At 58.0% G+C, this 16,465-nt stretch carries 14 protein-coding genes; all 14 read left to right on the top strand.

The window, feature by feature from the left end; genetic code table 11:
* The 14 genes from nuoD to JN12_RS01070 all read left to right on the top strand — a co-directional run bounded on the left by nuoD (position 1) and on the right by JN12_RS01070 (position 16,464).
* Entirely contained in the window at positions 1 to 1,170 is a 1,170-nt protein-coding gene (nuoD, locus tag JN12_RS01135) for an NADH dehydrogenase (quinone) subunit D (protein ID WP_145017221.1), read from the top strand.
* Between the two features lie 23 nt (positions 1,171 to 1,193).
* On the top strand, positions 1,194 to 1,703 hold the full coding sequence (locus tag JN12_RS01130) for an NADH-quinone oxidoreductase subunit NuoE family protein (RefSeq protein WP_145017219.1): 510 nt from the start codon (positions 1,194 to 1,196) through the stop codon (positions 1,701 to 1,703).
* A 36-nt stretch (positions 1,704 to 1,739) separates the two neighbouring features.
* Positions 1,740 to 3,515 carry an NADH-quinone oxidoreductase subunit NuoF gene (gene nuoF / locus JN12_RS01125; RefSeq protein WP_145017217.1) on the top strand — a complete coding sequence of 592 codons (1,776 nt, stop codon included), beginning with the start codon at positions 1,740 to 1,742 and terminating at the stop codon, positions 3,513 to 3,515.
* A 30-nt stretch (positions 3,516 to 3,545) separates the two neighbouring features.
* A complete protein-coding gene (locus JN12_RS01120; protein ID WP_145017215.1) occupies positions 3,546 to 6,032 on the top strand; it encodes a molybdopterin-dependent oxidoreductase in 2,487 nt (828 codons plus the stop codon).
* A 39-nt stretch (positions 6,033 to 6,071) separates the two neighbouring features.
* Positions 6,072 to 7,118 (top strand): NADH-quinone oxidoreductase subunit NuoH, encoded by a 1,047-nt coding sequence (gene nuoH / locus JN12_RS01115; RefSeq protein WP_145017213.1) that lies wholly within the window; start codon positions 6,072 to 6,074, stop codon positions 7,116 to 7,118.
* 42 nt (positions 7,119 to 7,160) lie between these two features.
* Positions 7,161 to 7,559 carry an NADH-quinone oxidoreductase subunit NuoI gene (gene nuoI / locus JN12_RS01110; RefSeq protein WP_145017211.1) on the top strand — a complete coding sequence of 133 codons (399 nt, stop codon included), beginning with the start codon at positions 7,161 to 7,163 and terminating at the stop codon, positions 7,557 to 7,559.
* A 10-nt stretch (positions 7,560 to 7,569) separates the two neighbouring features.
* Positions 7,570 to 8,073 carry an NADH-quinone oxidoreductase subunit J family protein gene (locus tag JN12_RS01105; protein WP_145017209.1) on the top strand — a complete coding sequence of 168 codons (504 nt, stop codon included), beginning with the start codon at positions 7,570 to 7,572 and terminating at the stop codon, positions 8,071 to 8,073.
* 13 nt (positions 8,074 to 8,086) lie between these two features.
* Positions 8,087 to 8,389, top strand: a complete 303-nt coding sequence (nuoK, locus tag JN12_RS01100) for an NADH-quinone oxidoreductase subunit NuoK (RefSeq protein ID WP_145017207.1) — start codon at positions 8,087 to 8,089, stop codon at positions 8,387 to 8,389.
* Between the two features lie 46 nt (positions 8,390 to 8,435).
* Entirely contained in the window at positions 8,436 to 10,445 is a 2,010-nt protein-coding gene (gene nuoL / locus JN12_RS01095) for an NADH-quinone oxidoreductase subunit L (RefSeq protein WP_145017205.1), read from the top strand.
* A gap of 43 nt (positions 10,446 to 10,488) precedes the next feature.
* Positions 10,489 to 12,075 (top strand): NADH-quinone oxidoreductase subunit M, encoded by a 1,587-nt coding sequence (locus JN12_RS01090; RefSeq protein ID WP_145017202.1) that lies wholly within the window; start codon positions 10,489 to 10,491, stop codon positions 12,073 to 12,075.
* A 31-nt stretch (positions 12,076 to 12,106) separates the two neighbouring features.
* Positions 12,107 to 13,561, top strand: a complete 1,455-nt coding sequence (locus JN12_RS01085; protein ID WP_145017200.1) for an NADH-quinone oxidoreductase subunit N — start codon at positions 12,107 to 12,109, stop codon at positions 13,559 to 13,561.
* 99 nt (positions 13,562 to 13,660) lie between these two features.
* The gene (locus JN12_RS01080; RefSeq protein ID WP_145017198.1) at positions 13,661 to 14,293 is read left to right on the top strand and encodes a hypothetical protein; all 633 of its coding nucleotides are present in this window, start codon (positions 13,661 to 13,663) and stop codon (positions 14,291 to 14,293) included.
* Positions 14,294 to 14,331: 38 nt separating this feature from the next.
* Complete coding sequence (locus JN12_RS01075; RefSeq protein ID WP_145017196.1) at positions 14,332 to 15,396, top strand: sensor domain-containing diguanylate cyclase; 1,065 nt, start codon at positions 14,332 to 14,334, stop codon at positions 15,394 to 15,396.
* 9 nt (positions 15,397 to 15,405) lie between these two features.
* Positions 15,406 to 16,464: a PilZ-like domain-containing protein gene (locus JN12_RS01070; RefSeq protein WP_145017194.1), complete on the top strand. Its 1,059-nt coding sequence runs from the start codon at positions 15,406 to 15,408 to the stop codon at positions 16,462 to 16,464.
* Position 16,465: the final 1 nt, after the last annotated feature.

The raw sequence follows: 16,465 nt of genomic DNA, 5'->3' as shown, positions 1-16,465 counted from the left end.
ATGGCAAAAGAGATCATGACAGTAAACATGGGGCCCCAGCACCCCAGTACCCACGGCGTGCTCAGGCTGGTTGTCGAACTGGACGGCGAGATCATCGAGAAGATCACCCCCCACATTGGCTACCTGCATCGTGGCGTGGAAAAGCTCTCGGAGCATCGGACCTATCACCAGACCCTTCCGCTCACCGACCGTCTCGACTACCTGGCACCCATGAGCAACAACCTGGGCTATGTGCTGGCGGTAGAGAAGCTGCTCGGCATTGAGGTGCCGGAGCGGGCACAGACGGTGCGGGTGATCATGGCTGAGTTGACCCGTCTCAAGTCGCACCTGGTCTGGATCGCCTGTCACGCGCTCGATATCGGCGCCATGACGGTCTTCATCTACGCCTTCCGCGAGCGGGAAAAGGTCATGCAGTTGTACGAAAAGATCTCCGGCGCCCGTATGACCAGCAACTACTTCCGCGTCGGCGGCCTTTCCGCGGACGTTTATGACGGCTTCGAGAAGGACGTGCAGGAGATCGTGGATACCTTCCCCGGTCACTTCGATACCTACGAGGGGCTTCTGACCAAGAACACCATCTGGCTCCAGCGGACCATCGGCAACGGTGTGATCTCCGCCGAGGACGCCATAGACTTCGGCATTACCGGTCCGGCGCTGCGCGGCTCGGGCGTTGACTGGGACCTTCGTCGTGATAATCCGTACAGCGGTTATGAGAAATACAAGTTCACCGTGCCGGTCGGCGAGAAGTGCGACACCTATGACCGTTACAAGGTGCGGCTCGTGGAGATGCGCGAAGCGGTGAAAATCGTTCAGCAGGCGCTCAACGACCTGAAGCCGGGTCCGGTGCTGGCCGATGCGCCTCAGGTCTGCTATCCGCCGAAGGAAAACGTCTACAACTCCATCGAGGGGCTGATCCACCACTTCAAGATCGCCAGCGAAGGGTTCTCTGTTCCGGAAGGGGAAGTGTACCAGTCGGTCGAAGCCCCGAAAGGGGAGCTCGGCTACTACATCGTCAGCGACGGCGGCAACAAGCCGTACCGGATGAGGATCAGGCCGCCATCATTCGTCAACCTGGGAGCCATCGAGAAGATGGCCAAGGGGGCGATGATCGCCGACCTCGTTGCCGTGATCGGAACCCTTGACATCGTGCTCGGTGAAATCGACCGCTAAACCCTGCAGAGGAGAGAGCGCCCATGAGCCACGCTCAGGCCGAAGAGTTGCCAGAAGATAAAGATATCGATCTTGGACCCGCCAATGCGGTGATCGACAAGTACTTTCACCTGCCCGGGAACCTTATGCCGGTTCTCCAGGGGATTCAGGACGAGTACGGATATGTGCCGAAACCGACCATCGACCTGGTGGCCGAGCGACTAAACGTATATCCGAGCCAGATATTCGGGGTGCTCACCTTTTACGCCCAGTTCCACCTGAAGCCACGGGGCAGGTTCATTATCCGGGTCTGCGTCGGCACCGCCTGTCACGTCCAGGGTGCTCCGCGTATCGTCGAGACCTTCTTCGACAAGTTGCATATTGGCCATGCCGAAACCACCGAAGACCTGCGCTTCACCTTCGAGAAGGTTGCCTGTCTAGGGGCCTGTGGGATGGCACCGTTGGCCATGGTGAACGACGACACCTTCGGCAAGATGACCGTCCAGAAGGTTGACGAGATCGTTGCCGACTACAGCCAGCGGCCAATGAAGTAAGCAAGAGTTCAACAAAACACCAGAGGGCGAATCGCTATGGGTGAAGCAGTAAAGATACTTATCTGTCAGGGTACCGGTGGGGTATCCGCAGGCGCGAAAAAGGTCGAGGCCGAGTTCCTGAGGGTCATCAGGGAAAAAGGGGTCGACGCCGTTGTCGGCAAGCGCTGCGATATCGTCAAGACCGGCTGCCGTGGACTCTGTGCCAACGATGTGCTCGTGGACATCATCACTCCCGAGCAGGGGCGGGTGACCTACGACTTTGTCCTTCCCGAAGAGGTCGAGCAGATCGTTGACGAGCATATTGTCAACAAAACGGTCCTGGAGAAACGCAAGGCCAAGCCCTACTACAACACCTTCGTCGATCAGCAGATGCGGATTGTCATGTCCGGCTGCGGCGAGATCGACCCCGAGAGCCTGGACGCCTATCTGGCCGTGGATGGGTTCAAGGCCATCGAGAAGTGCGTCAAGGAGATGAAACCGGCCGAGGTGACCGAGGAGGTCAAGAAGTCCGGACTCCGTGGCCGTGGGGGCGGGGGGTTCCCCACCGGGATGAAGTGGTCCTTCTGTGCCGCCTCTCCCGGCGACAAGAAATACCTGATCTGCAACGCCGACGAAGGCGACCCGGGTGCCTTCATGGACCGTTCGATCCTGGAAGGCGACCCCTACTGCGTCATCGAGGGGATGATGATCGCTGCCTATGCCATCGGCTGCTATGCAGGGTACGTCTATGTCCGTGCCGAGTATCCGCTGGCCATCGAGCGTCTCCAGAAGGCCTTGGACACCTGCTATGAAAAGGGGTGGCTCGGCAAGAACATCCAGGGATGGGGGATGGATTTCGACCTCAGGATCAAGAAGGGTGCCGGTGCTTTCGTCTGCGGCGAGGAAACCGCCCTCATGGCCTCCATCGAGGGCGAGCGGGGCATGCCCCGTCCCCGTCCGCCGTTCCCGGCGGTCAAGGGCCTCTGGGCCAAGCCGACCAACATCAACAACGTGGAGACGTTTGCCAACGTCCGTCATATCATTCTTCGCGGTTCCGCCTGGTATGCATCCCTCGGCACCGAGACCACCAAGGGAACGAAGATTTTCGCCGTTACCGGCAAGGTGAAGCATACCGGCCTTGTCGAAGTCCCGGCCGGGATGTCGGTCCGTCAGGTCATTTATGATGTCTGCGGCGGTATCCTCAACAACCGGAAGTTCAAGGCCGTTCAGGCCGGCGGGCCGTCGGGCGGCTGTATCCCCGGCGAGATCCTCGATACCCCGGTTGACTACGATTCGCTGATCAAGGCCGGCGCCATGATGGGCTCCGGGGGGCTGGTCGTCATGGACGAAACCACCTGCATGGTGGACGTGGCCCGCTTCTTCCTCAGCTTCACCAGGATGGAGTCGTGCGGCAAGTGCGTACCGTGCCGGATCGGTCTGAAGGCGATGCTGGATATCCTGGAGCGGATCACCGAAGGTCGTGGCGAGATGGCCGACATCGAAACCCTGCAGGAGATGGGGATGACGATCAAGAAGGCCTCCCTCTGCGGTCTCGGTCAGACGGCGCCGAACCCGATCCTCTCCACCATTAAGTATTTCCGCCACGAGTACGAGGCCCACATCAACGACAAGCGCTGTCCGTCCAACTGCTGCAAGGAGCTGCTCCTGTGGCAGGTGGTGGAGGATAAGTGCGTCAAGTGCGGCGCCTGCTTCAAGGCCTGTCCGGTAGATGCCATTGTCTGGGAAAAGGGGCAGATCGCCTTCCTTGACAAGGAGAAGTGCACAAAGTGCAAATCCTGCTACGATGCCTGTCGTTTCATGGCCATTGAGTAGCATTCAAGATCCGAGGGAACAGAGGTCGCGATGGTAAATCTGACAGTAGACGATAAGCAGGTAACGGTCCCGAGGGACTTCACCATCTTTGACGCCGCAAAATCGGTGGGCATCAGGATTCCGATCCTCTGCCACGACAAGAAGTTGCATCCGTTCGGCGGCTGCCGGATGTGTCTGGTGGAAGTGGAGCAGATGAAGGGGCGTCTGATCCCGGCCTGCACCACGCCGGTCAGCGAAGGGATGATCGTCCGCACCACCACGGACGAGATCGTCAAGGCACGCAAGCTGGTGCTGGAGCTCCTGCTCCTCAAGCACCCGATCGATTGTCCGGTTTGCGACGCCGCCGGTGACTGCGACCTGCAGAACCTGACCTACGAGTACAAGGTCAACAGCAACCACTTTGTCGACGAGAAGTTTGCCTGGCCGATCGACTACGAGAACCCGCTACTGGAGCGCGATCAGAACCGCTGCATCCACTGCGGCAAGTGTTCGCGGATCTGCGACGAGATCGTCTCCTTTGGTGCATATTCCTTCATCAACCGTGGCATCGAGGCAAAGATCGGCACGCCGTACGACGGCAAGCTGGATTGCGAGTACTGCGGCTCCTGCGTATCGGTCTGTCCGGTGGGCGCTCTCATCGCCCGTCCGTTCAAGTTCAAGGCCCGCTGGTGGGCACTGAACAAGGTCAAGAGCGTCTGCTCCTACTGCGGCACCGGCTGTCAGCTCACCCTGGGGGTCAAGGACAATCAAGTCATGACCACCATTTATGATGAAGACCAGGGGTTCCACAACGGTCAGCTCTGTACCCGCGGCCGGTTTGCGTACCAGTTCGTCAACAGTGACCAGCGGCTCAAGACCCCGCTCATCCGCAAGGGGAATTCTCTGGTGGCAGCCAGCTGGGAAGAGGCTCTGGGCGTCATTGCCGAGCGTCTGCAGGCGGCACGTCAGAATCCCGCCTCGGCAGCGGCACTGGTTTCGCCGCGTCTGACAAACGAGGAACTGTTCCTCGCCAAGAAGTTCTTTGGCGGCGCTCTGGGGATCGAGGCGGTAGATCACTCCGCCGGGTATGCCCATGCCGCCCTTACTGAAGGGCTTAAGCAGAGCCTGGGCCAGACTGCGTCACCGTCAGTTATAACCGACATCCAGAAGACCAACCTGCTCTTGGTGATCAAGACCGATGCCTACGAAACCCATCCGGTCATCGGTTTCGAGATCAACCTGGGGGTCAAGCGCAAGGACGTTGATCTGCGCATCCTTTCCGACAAGAGGGGGAAACTGAGCAAACTGCCCAAGGCCCAGACATACGTCCACAAGCCGGGTACCGAGCTCCTGCTGGTCAATGCAGTTGCCAAGGCGATCATCGACGCCGGGCTGGCCGATGCCTCTGCCCAGTCGATCCCGGGATTCGAAGCGTTGACGGCCTCACTGGCCGAGTACGCCCCGGAAACTGTTGCCGCGGCTTGCGGTGTTTCCGCCGAAGAGATCAAGTCGCTGGCGGCCGATTACGCCAAGGCCGAAAAGGCCCTCATACTGCTCCCCATCGGTCTCGCCTACGTCGGGCACGGCAAGGAGCTTGCGCAGGCAGTGGCCAACCTGGCGATTCTCACCGGGAAACTCGGCAAGGAAGGGTCCGGTCTGCTGGTCATGGCCGAGAAGAACAACAGCCAGGGTGCCGTTGATCTGGGACTCTATCCGGCCGACCCCGCCAAGGGTGCCCGGGCGATCCTCAACGGCTGCGCAAGCGGCAACGTCAAGACCCTGTACATCGCCGGCGAAAACCCGGTGGTTGCCTATCCGGATCGCAAGCAGGTCGAGTCAGCACTGGACAAGGTCGAGTTCCTGGTTGTCCAGGACCTGTTCCTGACCGAGACCGCCCGGAAGGCCCATGTGGTGCTGCCGGCCTGCTCCTTTGCGGAAAAGGACGGTACCTTCACCAGCGTCGGCCGGGCCGTGCAGCGGGTAAACAGAGCCATCAAGCCGCTGGCGGAAGCGCGGAGCGACTTTGACATCTTTACGGCACTGTCTGCCAAACTTGGTGCCGAACAGCCCTTCTCGACACCGGCAGAAGCATTTGCCGCCATTGCTGCCGAGGTACCTGCCTACGCCGGGCTGACCCTGGCCGGGCTGGGAGACGCCGGTGCGGTGTATGACGTGAAGTGCTCGCCGCGGTTTATTGTGGTCAAAGGCTCACAGCCATCAACCGAGAGCGGCAAATTCGCCCTGGTCGGCGGTAGTGCCCTCTACCACAACGGTACCATGTCCCGCTTCGGGGAGGGTCCGATGCACGTATGCGCCGATCCCTACGTGGAACTGGGGCGTGAAGATGCCAAGGCACTGTCCATCGTCGATGGTGATCTGGTTACCGTCAAGGCCGCGAGCGGTGAGCTCAGGCTCAAAGCCAGGGTAGGGGTCCGGCTGCCACAGGGGGTGGTATTCGCACCGTATCACTTCGGCGAGCAGTCTCTCAATACCATTGCCACCGGGTCGGAAGTGACCTGGGTGAGCATCAGCAAGTAACGACTACGCCAAATCTTCATTAAAGGGGAAGAGGATAGAATGGAAATTTTAGGACTGCCGCTTATCTATTACGGAGCCATGCTTGTGAAGGTGCTCGTGGCCTTTGTCTTTGTCCTTCTGACGGTGGCCTACGCGACGTACGCCGAGCGAAAGATTATCGGTCACATGCAGGTGCGCCTCGGCCCCATGCGGACCGGTTGGCACGGGCTCCTGCAGCCGATCGCCGACGGCCTGAAACTCTTCTTCAAGGAAGAGATCATCCCGAGCCAGGCCAGCACGTTCGCCTTTCTCCTGGCCCCGCTGGCGGCGCTGATCACCGCGTTCATCTCCTTTGCCGTTATCCCCTTCGGCGATACGATCGAGGTGTTCGGCTACAAAGTGCCGCTGCAGATCGCCGCCGTGGCCGATAATGCCGGCAAGGTCTTCGACATCAACGTCGGGGTCCTCTACATCCTGGCCATGGCATCGCTGGGTGTCTACGGCATCGTCCTCGCCGGCTGGTCGTCCAACAGCAAGTACTCGCTCCTCGGCGGCCTTCGCGCCTCGGCCCAGATGATATCGTACGAACTGGCTGCCGGCCTGGCCATCGTCTGTATCTTCATGCTGTCCGAATCACTGTCTCTGCAGAAGATAGTTGCCGATCAGGCGGGTCTCTTCGGCTGGTACATCTTCCGCAACCCCTTCACCTTCGTTGCAGGCATCATCTTCTTCATCTGCTCGCTGGCCGAGATCAACCGTACCCCCTTTGACCTGCCGGAAGCGGAAACCGAGCTGGTCTCCGGCTTCTGCACCGAGTATTCGAGCATGAAGTACGCCATGTTCTTTATGGCGGAGTACGCCAACATGATCACCGTCTGCGCCGTCACCACCACCCTCTTCCTGGGCGGCTGGCACGGACCGCTGCCGCCGGTACTCAACTTCGTCGTCAAACTCTACTTCCTGATCTTCGTCTGCATGTGGGTCCGGGCCACCTATCCGCGCTACCGCTACGACCAACTCATGCGGCTTGGCTGGAAGGTGTTTCTGCCGATCACGCTGCTCCTGATTGTCGGCAACTCCATCTGGATCACCCTGTTCCAGCACTGACCAGTGCCTGCTGAAGACGAAAATTTCTGAGAGGATACGCCCATGATTACGCCATTGCTGCAAGGCCTGAAAATAACCCTGGCGCACATGTTCAAGAAGCCGATCACCCTGCAGTACCCGGATGAACGGCCCGTGGTACGACCGAGCTACCGTGGTCTCCACGCCCTGAAGGTTTCCCATGACCGGGCCAAGTGTGTTGCCTGCTATCTCTGCCCCACCGTCTGCCCGGCTAAGTGCATCACCGTTGAGGCGGGCGAGGACGCCAAGCACGACAAGTATGCGGCCAGGTATGAAATCGATCTGCTGCGCTGTATCTTCTGCGGCTACTGCGTCGAGGCCTGCCCGGTCGACGCCCTGAAGATGACCGAAACCTTCGAGCTGGCCAATTACAAGCGGGCAGACTTCGTCTTCACGAAAGAGCGACTCTTAGAAAAGAAATAAAGGAGCAGCAATGGAATCGATCTTCTTCACCATCGTGGCTGCAGCGGCGATCCTGTTCAGCCTCCTCGTCATCACCTGCAAGAACCCGATCAACAGCGCCCTTTCGCTGGTGATGACCTTCTTCTGCCTGGCGACCTTCTACGTGATGCTCGACGCGCCGTTCATGGCCGCCATCCAGGTGATCGTCTATGCCGGTGCCATCATGGTGCTCATCATCTTCGTCATCATGCTCCTTAACGTCAGGACCGAGTCGGGCCGCAGAACTACCCACGCGCTGTTTATCGGTGGCGCAACAGGGGTCTTTCTGCTCTTTCAGACCTTCTACTTCCTGAACCGGAGCAGCCTTACCGGTGCCAAGGGGGCCATCGACTCGGCAATGATTCAGCAGGTCGGCCACACCGAACTGATTGGTACGGCTATGTTCACCGAGTTCCTCCTCCCCTTCGAGGCGGCCTCCATCCTCCTGCTGGCGGCGATTGTCGGGGCCGTCGTACTGTCCAAGAAAAAACTCTAACAGGAGACGCGACATGCTAGCCCTGCACAATTATCTGATTGTAAGCGCCATAATTTTTGCCATCGGTACCATCGGGGTCCTGACCCGCCGCAACGCTATTGTCATCTTCATGTGTGTCGAGATGATGCTCAATGCGGTCAACCTGACCTTCATCGCCCTTTCCAAGTACCTGGGCAATCTGGACGGACAGATCTTCGTCTTCTTCGTCATGACTGTTGCCGCTGCCGAAGCGGCAGTCGGCCTGGCCCTGATGATCGCGTTCTACAAGAATCGCGAGTCGATCGATGTTGAGGATGTCAATCTCCTCAAGTGGTAATGAACATTCATAATACCTACGGAATTTTCTGATAAAGGAGTCTGGAATGTTTGAATACGTGTGGCTGATACCGTTCTTTCCGCTTGTCGGGGTGGTCATAAACGGCCTCTTTGGGAAGAAGATCAAGAACGAGACCGTGATCGGGGGGCTCGGTACCGTGCTGGTGGCCTGTTCATTCCTCGTTTCCGCCGGCATACTCTTCCAGCTCCTTTCGTTGCCGGCTGAGCAGCGGGTCTATGAGAAGACCCTCTTCACCTGGATACAGGTGGCCCAGTTCAAGGCCGATGTCGGTTTCCTCATCGATCCCCTTTCTGCCATTATGATCATGGTGGTTACCGGTGTCGGCTCGTTGATCCACCTTTACTCCATCGGCTACATGCATGGCGAGGAAGGGTTCTACCGCTACTTCACCTACCTGAACCTGTTCACTTTTTCCATGCTCCTCCTGGTGCTCGGCAACAACCTGCTGCTCATGTTCGTCGGCTGGGAAGGGGTCGGTCTTTGCTCCTACCTGCTGATCGGTTATTACTTCCACAAGAAGTCTGCCGGTGACGCGGGCAAGAAGGCGTTCGTCATGAACCGGGTCGGCGACTTCGGTTTCCTGCTCGGGCTCTTCACCCTCTTCTGGTACCTGGGGAGCAGTAACAATGTCTGGACCATCAACTTCCGCGAGCTGGCCCAGGCCTCCCATCTCCTGCCGGTAGGCGGTGTGGTGACCATCGTGACGCTCTGCTTCTTCCTGGGCGCCACCGGTAAATCGGCCCAGATTCCGCTCTATACCTGGCTTCCTGACGCCATGGAAGGTCCGACGCCGGTTTCCGCCCTCATCCATGCCGCCACCATGGTCACCGCCGGTGTCTACATGATCGGCCGGCTGAACTTCATCTTCATCAAGGCCCCGGAAACGATGCTGGTCATTGCCTGCGTCGGTGCCGCCACCGCCATATTCGCCGCCACCATCGGCACGGCCCAGAACGACATCAAGCGCGTTCTGGCCTACTCGACCGTTTCCCAGCTCGGCTTCATGTTCCTGGCCATGGGCGTTGGCGCCTTTGCCGCCGGTATCTTCCACCTGATGACCCATGCCTTCTTCAAGGCCTGCCTGTTCCTCGGTTCCGGTTCGGTCATCCACGCCATGCACCATGCCCTGCACCATGCACATTCCCATGATGACCCGCAGGATATGCGGAACATGGGTGGTCTGAAGTCCAAGATGCCGGTGACCTTTCTGACCTTCTTGGTATCGACCATCGCCATTGCCGGTATTCCGGGCTTCTCCGGCTTTTTCTCCAAGGACGAGATCCTCTGGCAGGCATTCTCAAACCCGCACCACGGCAGCATCAACTATCTGCTCTGGGCCACTGGCGCCATTGCCGCTGGCTTTACGGCCTTCTATATGTTCCGTCTGGTCTTCATGACCTTCTTCGGTGAGTGCCGGATCAACCCCAAGGCCAAGGACCATCTGCACGAGTCACCGGCGGTCATCACCATCCCGCTCATCGTCCTCGGCTTCCTCGCCCTGGTTGGCGGTTATGTTGGCATTCCCAAGGTGATCGGCGAGCTGTTCGGTGGCATTCCCAACTACTTCGAGCACTACCTGGCACCGGTCTTCGAGATCTCCGAGGAATTCGTCAAGCAGAATGCGCACGCAGCCGGTGCACACCACAGTGCAGCCCTGGAGTGGGGGCTCATGGGCACGTCGGTCGTCATAGCGGTGATCGGCATCAGCATCGCCTTTGCCCTCTACGTCGTCTCGCCGCAGATCCCTGCCAGGTTCACCGCCGCCTTTCCGGCGCTGCACCGGGCGGTCTACAACAAGTGGTATGTCGACGAGATCTATGACTTCATCTTCGTCAATCCCTGCAAGGCGTTTGGCAACTTCCTCTGGAAAGGGTTCGACGTGCTGGTGGTCGACGGCATTGTCAACGGCGTTGCCAAGGTAGTGATGGGGGTCAGCACCGGCATGAAGGGCCTCCAGTCCGGTTATGTTCACAACTACGCCTTCGGTATGGTCGCGGGCGTGGTGGCGATCCTCGCCTTCTACCTCTTTCGCTGAGTGACACGAAACATTTTTACTTGCTGATAAAGGAGCAGATTCAATGAACGAAGCGATCCTGAGCCTGTTGACCTTTCTGCCGTTAGCAGGGGCCATCCTACTGCTCTTCATCCCGAAGGACAATCACGGCCTGCTGCGCGGGTTCACCCTGGCGGTCACCGTTGTGACCTTCCTGGCGTCGATTCCGCTGGTCACCGGCTTTGTCCCCAACGCCGAGTTCCAGTTCGTCCAGAAGATCTTCTGGATACAGGCCGGCCCGTTCCAGATGAACTACCATGTGGGGATCGATGGTATCAGCCTCTGGCTGGTCATGCTGACGACCTTCATCATGCCGATTGCCGTGCTCTCCACCTGGACTGCCGTTGAAGAGAAGGTGAAGGGGTACATGTTTTGTCTGCTGCTCCTGCAGGTCGGCATGCTGGGGGCTTTCGTCTCCCTTGACCTCTTCCTTTTCTACATCTTCTGGGAACTGATGCTGATCCCGATGTACTTCATCATCGGTGTATGGGGCGGCAAGAACCGGATCTACGCCGCGGTCAAGTTCTTCATCTATACCCTGGTCGGTTCGCTCCTCATGCTGGTCGCCATCATTGCCCTCTACTTCAAGGCAGGCGGCGGTGACTTCAGCCTCCCCCACTTCTTTGGCCTCAACCTCGACCCGGCGACCCAGACCTGGATGTTCCTGGCCTTTGCCCTGGCTTTTGCCATCAAGGTACCGATGTTTCCGCTTCATACCTGGTTGCCGGACGCCCATACCGAGGCACCGACCGCCGGTTCCGTCATCCTCGCCGCCGTGCTGTTGAAATTCGGTACCTACGGCTATATCCGGTTCGCCATGCCGCTCTTTCCCGACGCGGTCGCGCGCTTTACCCCGCTCATGGCGACCCTGGCAGTCATCGGCATCATCTACGCAGCACTTGTGGCCATGGTGCAGGAAGATGTAAAAAAACTGGTTGCCTATTCATCGGTGGCCCACCTGGGCTACGTCATGCTCGGAATCTTTGCCCTGAACCAGCAGGGAATCCAGGGTGGCATGCTGCAAATGCTCAACCATGGCGTTTCCACCGGCGCACTCTTCCTCATCGTCGGTTTCATCTACGAGCGTCGCCACACGCGCCTTATCACCGATTTCGGTGGCCTCTCCAAACAGATGCCGATATTTGCCACCATCTTCATGATCGTGACCCTGTCGTCCATCGCCGTTCCCGGCACGAACGGATTCACGGGTGAGTTCCTGATCCTGCTGGGCAGCTTCCAGAGCACGCTCCGTCCTTGGGCTGTGATCGCAACCAGTGGCATCATCCTTTCTGCCGTGTACATGCTCTGGATGTTCCAGCGGGTCATGTTCGGCGAACTGAACAATCCGAAGAACCAGAAGCTGCTCGATCTGAATGCCCGGGAAATCGCGCTCATGCTGCCGCTGATCTTCCTGATCTTCTACATGGGTGTCTACCCGTCCCCGTTCACAAGCAGAATGGCACCGGCGATCGACAAGGTGATTGCCATCAGCAAGGCAAGGCAGAATGTGGTGGCAGCACCGGTATCGATGCCGTCCATGCCTGCCATGCCTGCCATGCCGGCCCTTCCGATGGGTCACCAGGAAGTCGCCCCGCACGGCGAATTTAAGTAAATTGCCCACTAAGCACTGGAGGATACAGTAGATGCAAGCTATCACCATTCCAGCGATCAACTTTGCCGCGATCATGCCGGAGACCATACTCTCCGTAGTGGGCATGGCGCTCCTGCTGATCAACGTCTTCGTACCGAGCGAGAAGAAGGGATACCTGGCCTGGCTCAGTCTGGCCGGTATTATTGTCACCTTTTTCAGCGTTGTCAGTGGCTGGGGGAATCCACAGGAGGGGTTCAGCGGGTCAGTGCTTCAGGACAACTTCTCCCTCTTCTTCAAAGCGGTCTTTCTGGTGGCCGCCGCTCTCTCGGTATTGATCACCGACCAGTATCTCGAGCGTGAAGGGTGCAATCACGGCGAGATCTATCCGCTGCTCCTCTTTGCCACTGTTGGCATGATGCTGATGGCAGCCGGTACCGACCTGATGGTCATTTTCATCGGTCTGGAGATCATGTCGATCTGTCTCTATGTCGTGGCTGGATTCAACCGCGATAATCTGAAATCCAACGAGGCCGGTCTCAAGTATTTCCTCCTCGGTGCATTCTCAACCGGCTTCCTGCTTTACGGCATGGCCCTTACCTACGGTGCCACCGGCACCACCAAACTGGCCAAGATTGCAGCCTATGCCATGCAAAACGGCATGGTTGCAAGTAATCCGCTGCTCCTGGTCGGGATGCTCCTGATGGCAACCGGTTTTGCCTTCAAGGTAGCTGCTGCGCCGTTCCACATGTGGACCCCCGACGTCTATGAAGGGGCGCCAACCCCGGTGACTGCCTTCATGTCAGTCGGTCCCAAGGCCGCCGGATTTGCCGCCTTCCTGCGGGTGCTCGTCATTGCCATGCCGACACTCAGGCCCGAGTGGACCGGACTTCTTTGGATACTCGCCGTCCTGACCATGACCGTTGGCAACATCACTGCTCTTTATCAGCGGAACATCAAGCGGATGCTCGCTTATTCCTCCATTGCCCATGCCGGCTACATGCTGGTCGGGTTCACTGCCGGCAATCCGGTAGGTGCAGCCGGGATCATGTTCTACATGCTCTCCTATGCCTTCATGAACATTGGCGCCTTTGCCATCCTGATCCTTGTCGGACGCAAGGGTGACAGTGGCAACACCCTCGATGACATGGCTGGTTTTGGCTACAAGCATCCGGTCCTCGGTGTGGCCATGACAATCTTCCTGTTCTCTCTGGCAGGCATTCCACCGGCAGTCGGATTTGTCGGCAAGTTCTATCTTTTTTCCGGTGCCATTCAGGCCGGCTATTTCTGGCTTGCCATAATCGGTGTACTGAACAGCGCAGTTTCCGTATATTACTACCTGCGGGTCATGGTCTACATGTACATGAAGGAGCCGGTTGAAGATTTCGGCTTGCTGCAGGTTACTCCGGCTTTTGCCCTCTGCCTGCTGGTTTCGGTGGCTGGTGTGCTGATTCCGGGGATATCTCCCGGCATCCTGCTCGACCTGGCACAAAAAGCTGTATTCATGTAAGCCGCATCATCTTAGATTGACATTTGGAGCCCCTCTGGAAAAATATCCCGAGGGGCTTTTCTTGTACGGTCGACTTTTTTGATAAACGGGGTGGCAACTGTGGCGATGAAGATGATCTTTTCCCGGAACGATTATCGTATCATGGTTGATCATGACGAACGGCGGGCCTGTATTGTCAAAGGGAAGAACACTCTCAACGTTACCCTGGAAGAGCTTACCCCCCTTTCCCCGGTGGCGGCCAAACATCTCAGGCTGATGGGGTGTGAGCCGGCGAATTATCTGAATATCGGGTTTACCAACCAGGTGATCCTGAAGGAGGCAGCTGCTGCCTGGCAACAGGCACTGGAGACCGTCGCGAGTCTGACCAGGAAAAAGGACAGCTCCATGATTCCGACGTTCTGGAACAGTCTGACTGGTCTCCTGGAACTGAGGGAGGCTGAGGATAGTTTTGCGGCCTGTCAGCGGACGGCGAGCATGATGTTCGAGTATGGTGAGCGTAGCGGTCCGCCGAGTTCCTTGCAGGAACTGCGCAAACGTTATCCCCGGTCGGCTGCCTACATCCTGGCAGAATCCCATGCGTTTTCCGCGGATGAAAGGGTAGCTCAGCGCGCGCGACGGGCGATGCATCTTATTGTCAGCAACGGCAATATTGAGAGGGCTCTGGAGTTGCTTCCCAGAACGCCACCCAACCTACAGCATGAGAAACGTCGGCGGGGACCCGATGATGAATAATTGTTGTCTGAAGCGCCAGAGCGGCGGAAAACAGATTAATGGTTGAAAAGGCAAAACAGCTTGAGGGACAAATCCGTGAGCTTACTGATCTCATCGGGATCGCTCGTGCGGTTGTCGAAAGTCTTGAACTGGACGAGGTGCTGGACAAGGTGCTTTCCAGCGCTCGCGACCTGCTGGACATGCCTGCCGGCATGCTGGCCGTCTACGACGAACAGAGGCAGGCCATGGATCTCCATGTCCATTCCGGGTTGTCCGCTGAATTCACAAGTATAGACCGTTGGCCAATTGCCGGCCGTGGCGACAGTGTTACCGCAACGGCTATGACAACAGGGAACGTGGCGGTAGTATCGGATCTGTCGCGGGACACCGCCAACAACGATCAGTCGCTGTTGCGCGAAGGTATCGCTGCGCTGGTCTGCATCCCTCTGCTCCACAACGACCAGCCGGTCGGCGTGCTCTATCTCTATGACTTCGGGCCGCGACAGTTTGCCGACCGACAACTCGACCTGATGGCGCTGCTCTCCTCATTTGCCGTAATGGCGACCAACAATGCAAGCCTGCATGCCCGCACCCGGCAGATGGCCATTACCGACGCCCTGACCGGACTGCACAATAATCGCTATTTCAAACAGGTTTTCCCTCAGGAGATGGCGAGAGCTCGACGCTATGCCAAGCCGTTGACCCTGATCATGATCGATATCGACAACTTCAAGCGGATAAACGACACGTATGGCCACCCGCGAGGGGATCAGGTGTTGCAGTCCCTGGGGAAGGTCCTGTCGACATCGCTCAGGGCTTCTGACTATTCGTTCCGTTACGGTGGTGAAGAGTTTGCCGTAATTCTGCCCGAAACGCGTCTGGAAGGAGCGTTCCTCGTTGCCGAACTGCTTCGCGAAAAGGTCAAGGAAACGGTGACGCCGCTCAAGAGTGACGGCATTGCCCAGCCGGTCACCATCAGCCTTGGTGTGGCCTCCTTTCCGAACGATTACGGCGCGCCCGAACATCTGTTGCGCCATGCCGATCACTGTCTCTATCGGGCTAAACAGGAAGGCAAGGACCGGGTCTACTGGGAAAGTACGCAGGAAGTAAGGAAATTCTCATAGGGGTAGGTAATGTCCGAGGCATTTGAGGAGTATGCCCGTTATTTCCATGCTGATCTCAGGGTCGAGATTGGCATCCGTCTTCCCACGAGGGATATTTTCCGGGAATGGGGGGTAGTTCGGGACTACCATGACGACATGATCGTGGTGGAACTGTCGCGCGACCAGCTTCCTGCCGGCATGACGCTTGATTATGGCGCGATCCTGGATGTGGGAGTCTGGGTTAAAGAGCAGGTGTACACCTGTAATGCAATCATTGTCGGGAAAAAGGGTGTCGTCACCTACGCCATTCAATTGTTGAGCTCGGTTACTCTGAAGGAGCGCCGGGAGTTTTTCCGGATTGGCGTGGCCCTGCGGTTCAAGTATGCCTTCCCACCGCATAACCAGGCAGGCAATGAGGTTCGTGAGGAGCGGGAAAAAAGGGCGGAGTTGGAATATTTAAAGCATATTGACGCCGGAAGCGACTTCGTCGACTCCCAGCTGTTCTTTGCCACCCATCATCATCTGCGACCATCTGGCCCGGAACTGCGGTGGGTCGACAACATCGGCGCGCCAGCTACTATCTGTGGAGGTGGGGTGCGTTTCAAGCTCCCCCGTCAACTGCGTGAAGGGGAAATGCTCAACCTTGAACTCCACTTGCCGCTCAAACCGATGAGGATCGTGCATGCCGTCGCTGAGGTGGTCCATGTCATGGAGCCGGTGCGTAGTTCCGGCAAAGCCAGCATTGAATATCCTACCGGCATGCGTTTCAAATGGATTGACACGCGAGACCGTGAGCTGATCATCCAATACATTTCGAGTGAGCAGCTGGAGCAACTGCGGCGGTTGAGCAGCAGCCTGCGTTATCAGGAGGAGCCGGTTGCAGCGGTAGCGGCCCCCCTGACCTGGCAGCTACTGCTCAGACGGGTGATCATCGCCGTCACCGTAGCGCTCCTTTTCTACGAACTCACCCTCTATTTCATCGAGTACGCCACCAGCAATACCCAAAGCGAGATCCAGAACATATATGGCAAGGAGCTCGGCAAATATCGCCTGAAGCGCTTCATCCCCGATTTCCCCCGCGAGAAGTAGC

Source organism: Geobacter argillaceus (assembly GCF_007830735.1).
In the GTDB taxonomy this organism is placed as follows: domain Bacteria; phylum Desulfobacterota; class Desulfuromonadia; order Geobacterales; family DSM-12255; genus Geomobilibacter; species Geomobilibacter argillaceus.
Note: the sequence above shows the minus strand (reverse complement) of the source record. Positions and strands in the feature narration are given on the sequence as shown.

Bases quoted from the DNA above. Each gene is read 5' to 3' on its own strand.
- nuoD (WP_145017221.1), top strand. From the start codon at position 1: ATGGCAAAAGAGATCATGACAGTAAACATGGGGCCCCAGCACCCCAGT.
- JN12_RS01130 (WP_145017219.1), top strand. From the start codon at position 1,194: ATGAGCCACGCTCAGGCCGAAGAGTTGCCAGAAGATAAAGATATCGAT.
- nuoI (WP_145017211.1), top strand. From the start codon at position 7,161: ATGATTACGCCATTGCTGCAAGGCCTGAAAATAACCCTGGCGCACATG.
- JN12_RS01085 (WP_145017200.1), top strand. From the start codon at position 12,107: ATGCAAGCTATCACCATTCCAGCGATCAACTTTGCCGCGATCATGCCG.
- nuoH (WP_145017213.1), top strand. From the start codon at position 6,072: ATGGAAATTTTAGGACTGCCGCTTATCTATTACGGAGCCATGCTTGTG.
- JN12_RS01070 (WP_145017194.1), top strand. From the start codon at position 15,406: ATGTCCGAGGCATTTGAGGAGTATGCCCGTTATTTCCATGCTGATCTC.
- nuoF (WP_145017217.1), top strand. From the start codon at position 1,740: ATGGGTGAAGCAGTAAAGATACTTATCTGTCAGGGTACCGGTGGGGTA.
- JN12_RS01105 (WP_145017209.1), top strand. From the start codon at position 7,570: ATGGAATCGATCTTCTTCACCATCGTGGCTGCAGCGGCGATCCTGTTC.
- nuoL (WP_145017205.1), top strand. From the start codon at position 8,436: ATGTTTGAATACGTGTGGCTGATACCGTTCTTTCCGCTTGTCGGGGTG.
- JN12_RS01075 (WP_145017196.1), top strand. From the start codon at position 14,332: ATGGTTGAAAAGGCAAAACAGCTTGAGGGACAAATCCGTGAGCTTACT.
- JN12_RS01090 (WP_145017202.1), top strand. From the start codon at position 10,489: ATGAACGAAGCGATCCTGAGCCTGTTGACCTTTCTGCCGTTAGCAGGG.
- JN12_RS01120 (WP_145017215.1), top strand. From the start codon at position 3,546: ATGGTAAATCTGACAGTAGACGATAAGCAGGTAACGGTCCCGAGGGAC.
- nuoK (WP_145017207.1), top strand. From the start codon at position 8,087: ATGCTAGCCCTGCACAATTATCTGATTGTAAGCGCCATAATTTTTGCC.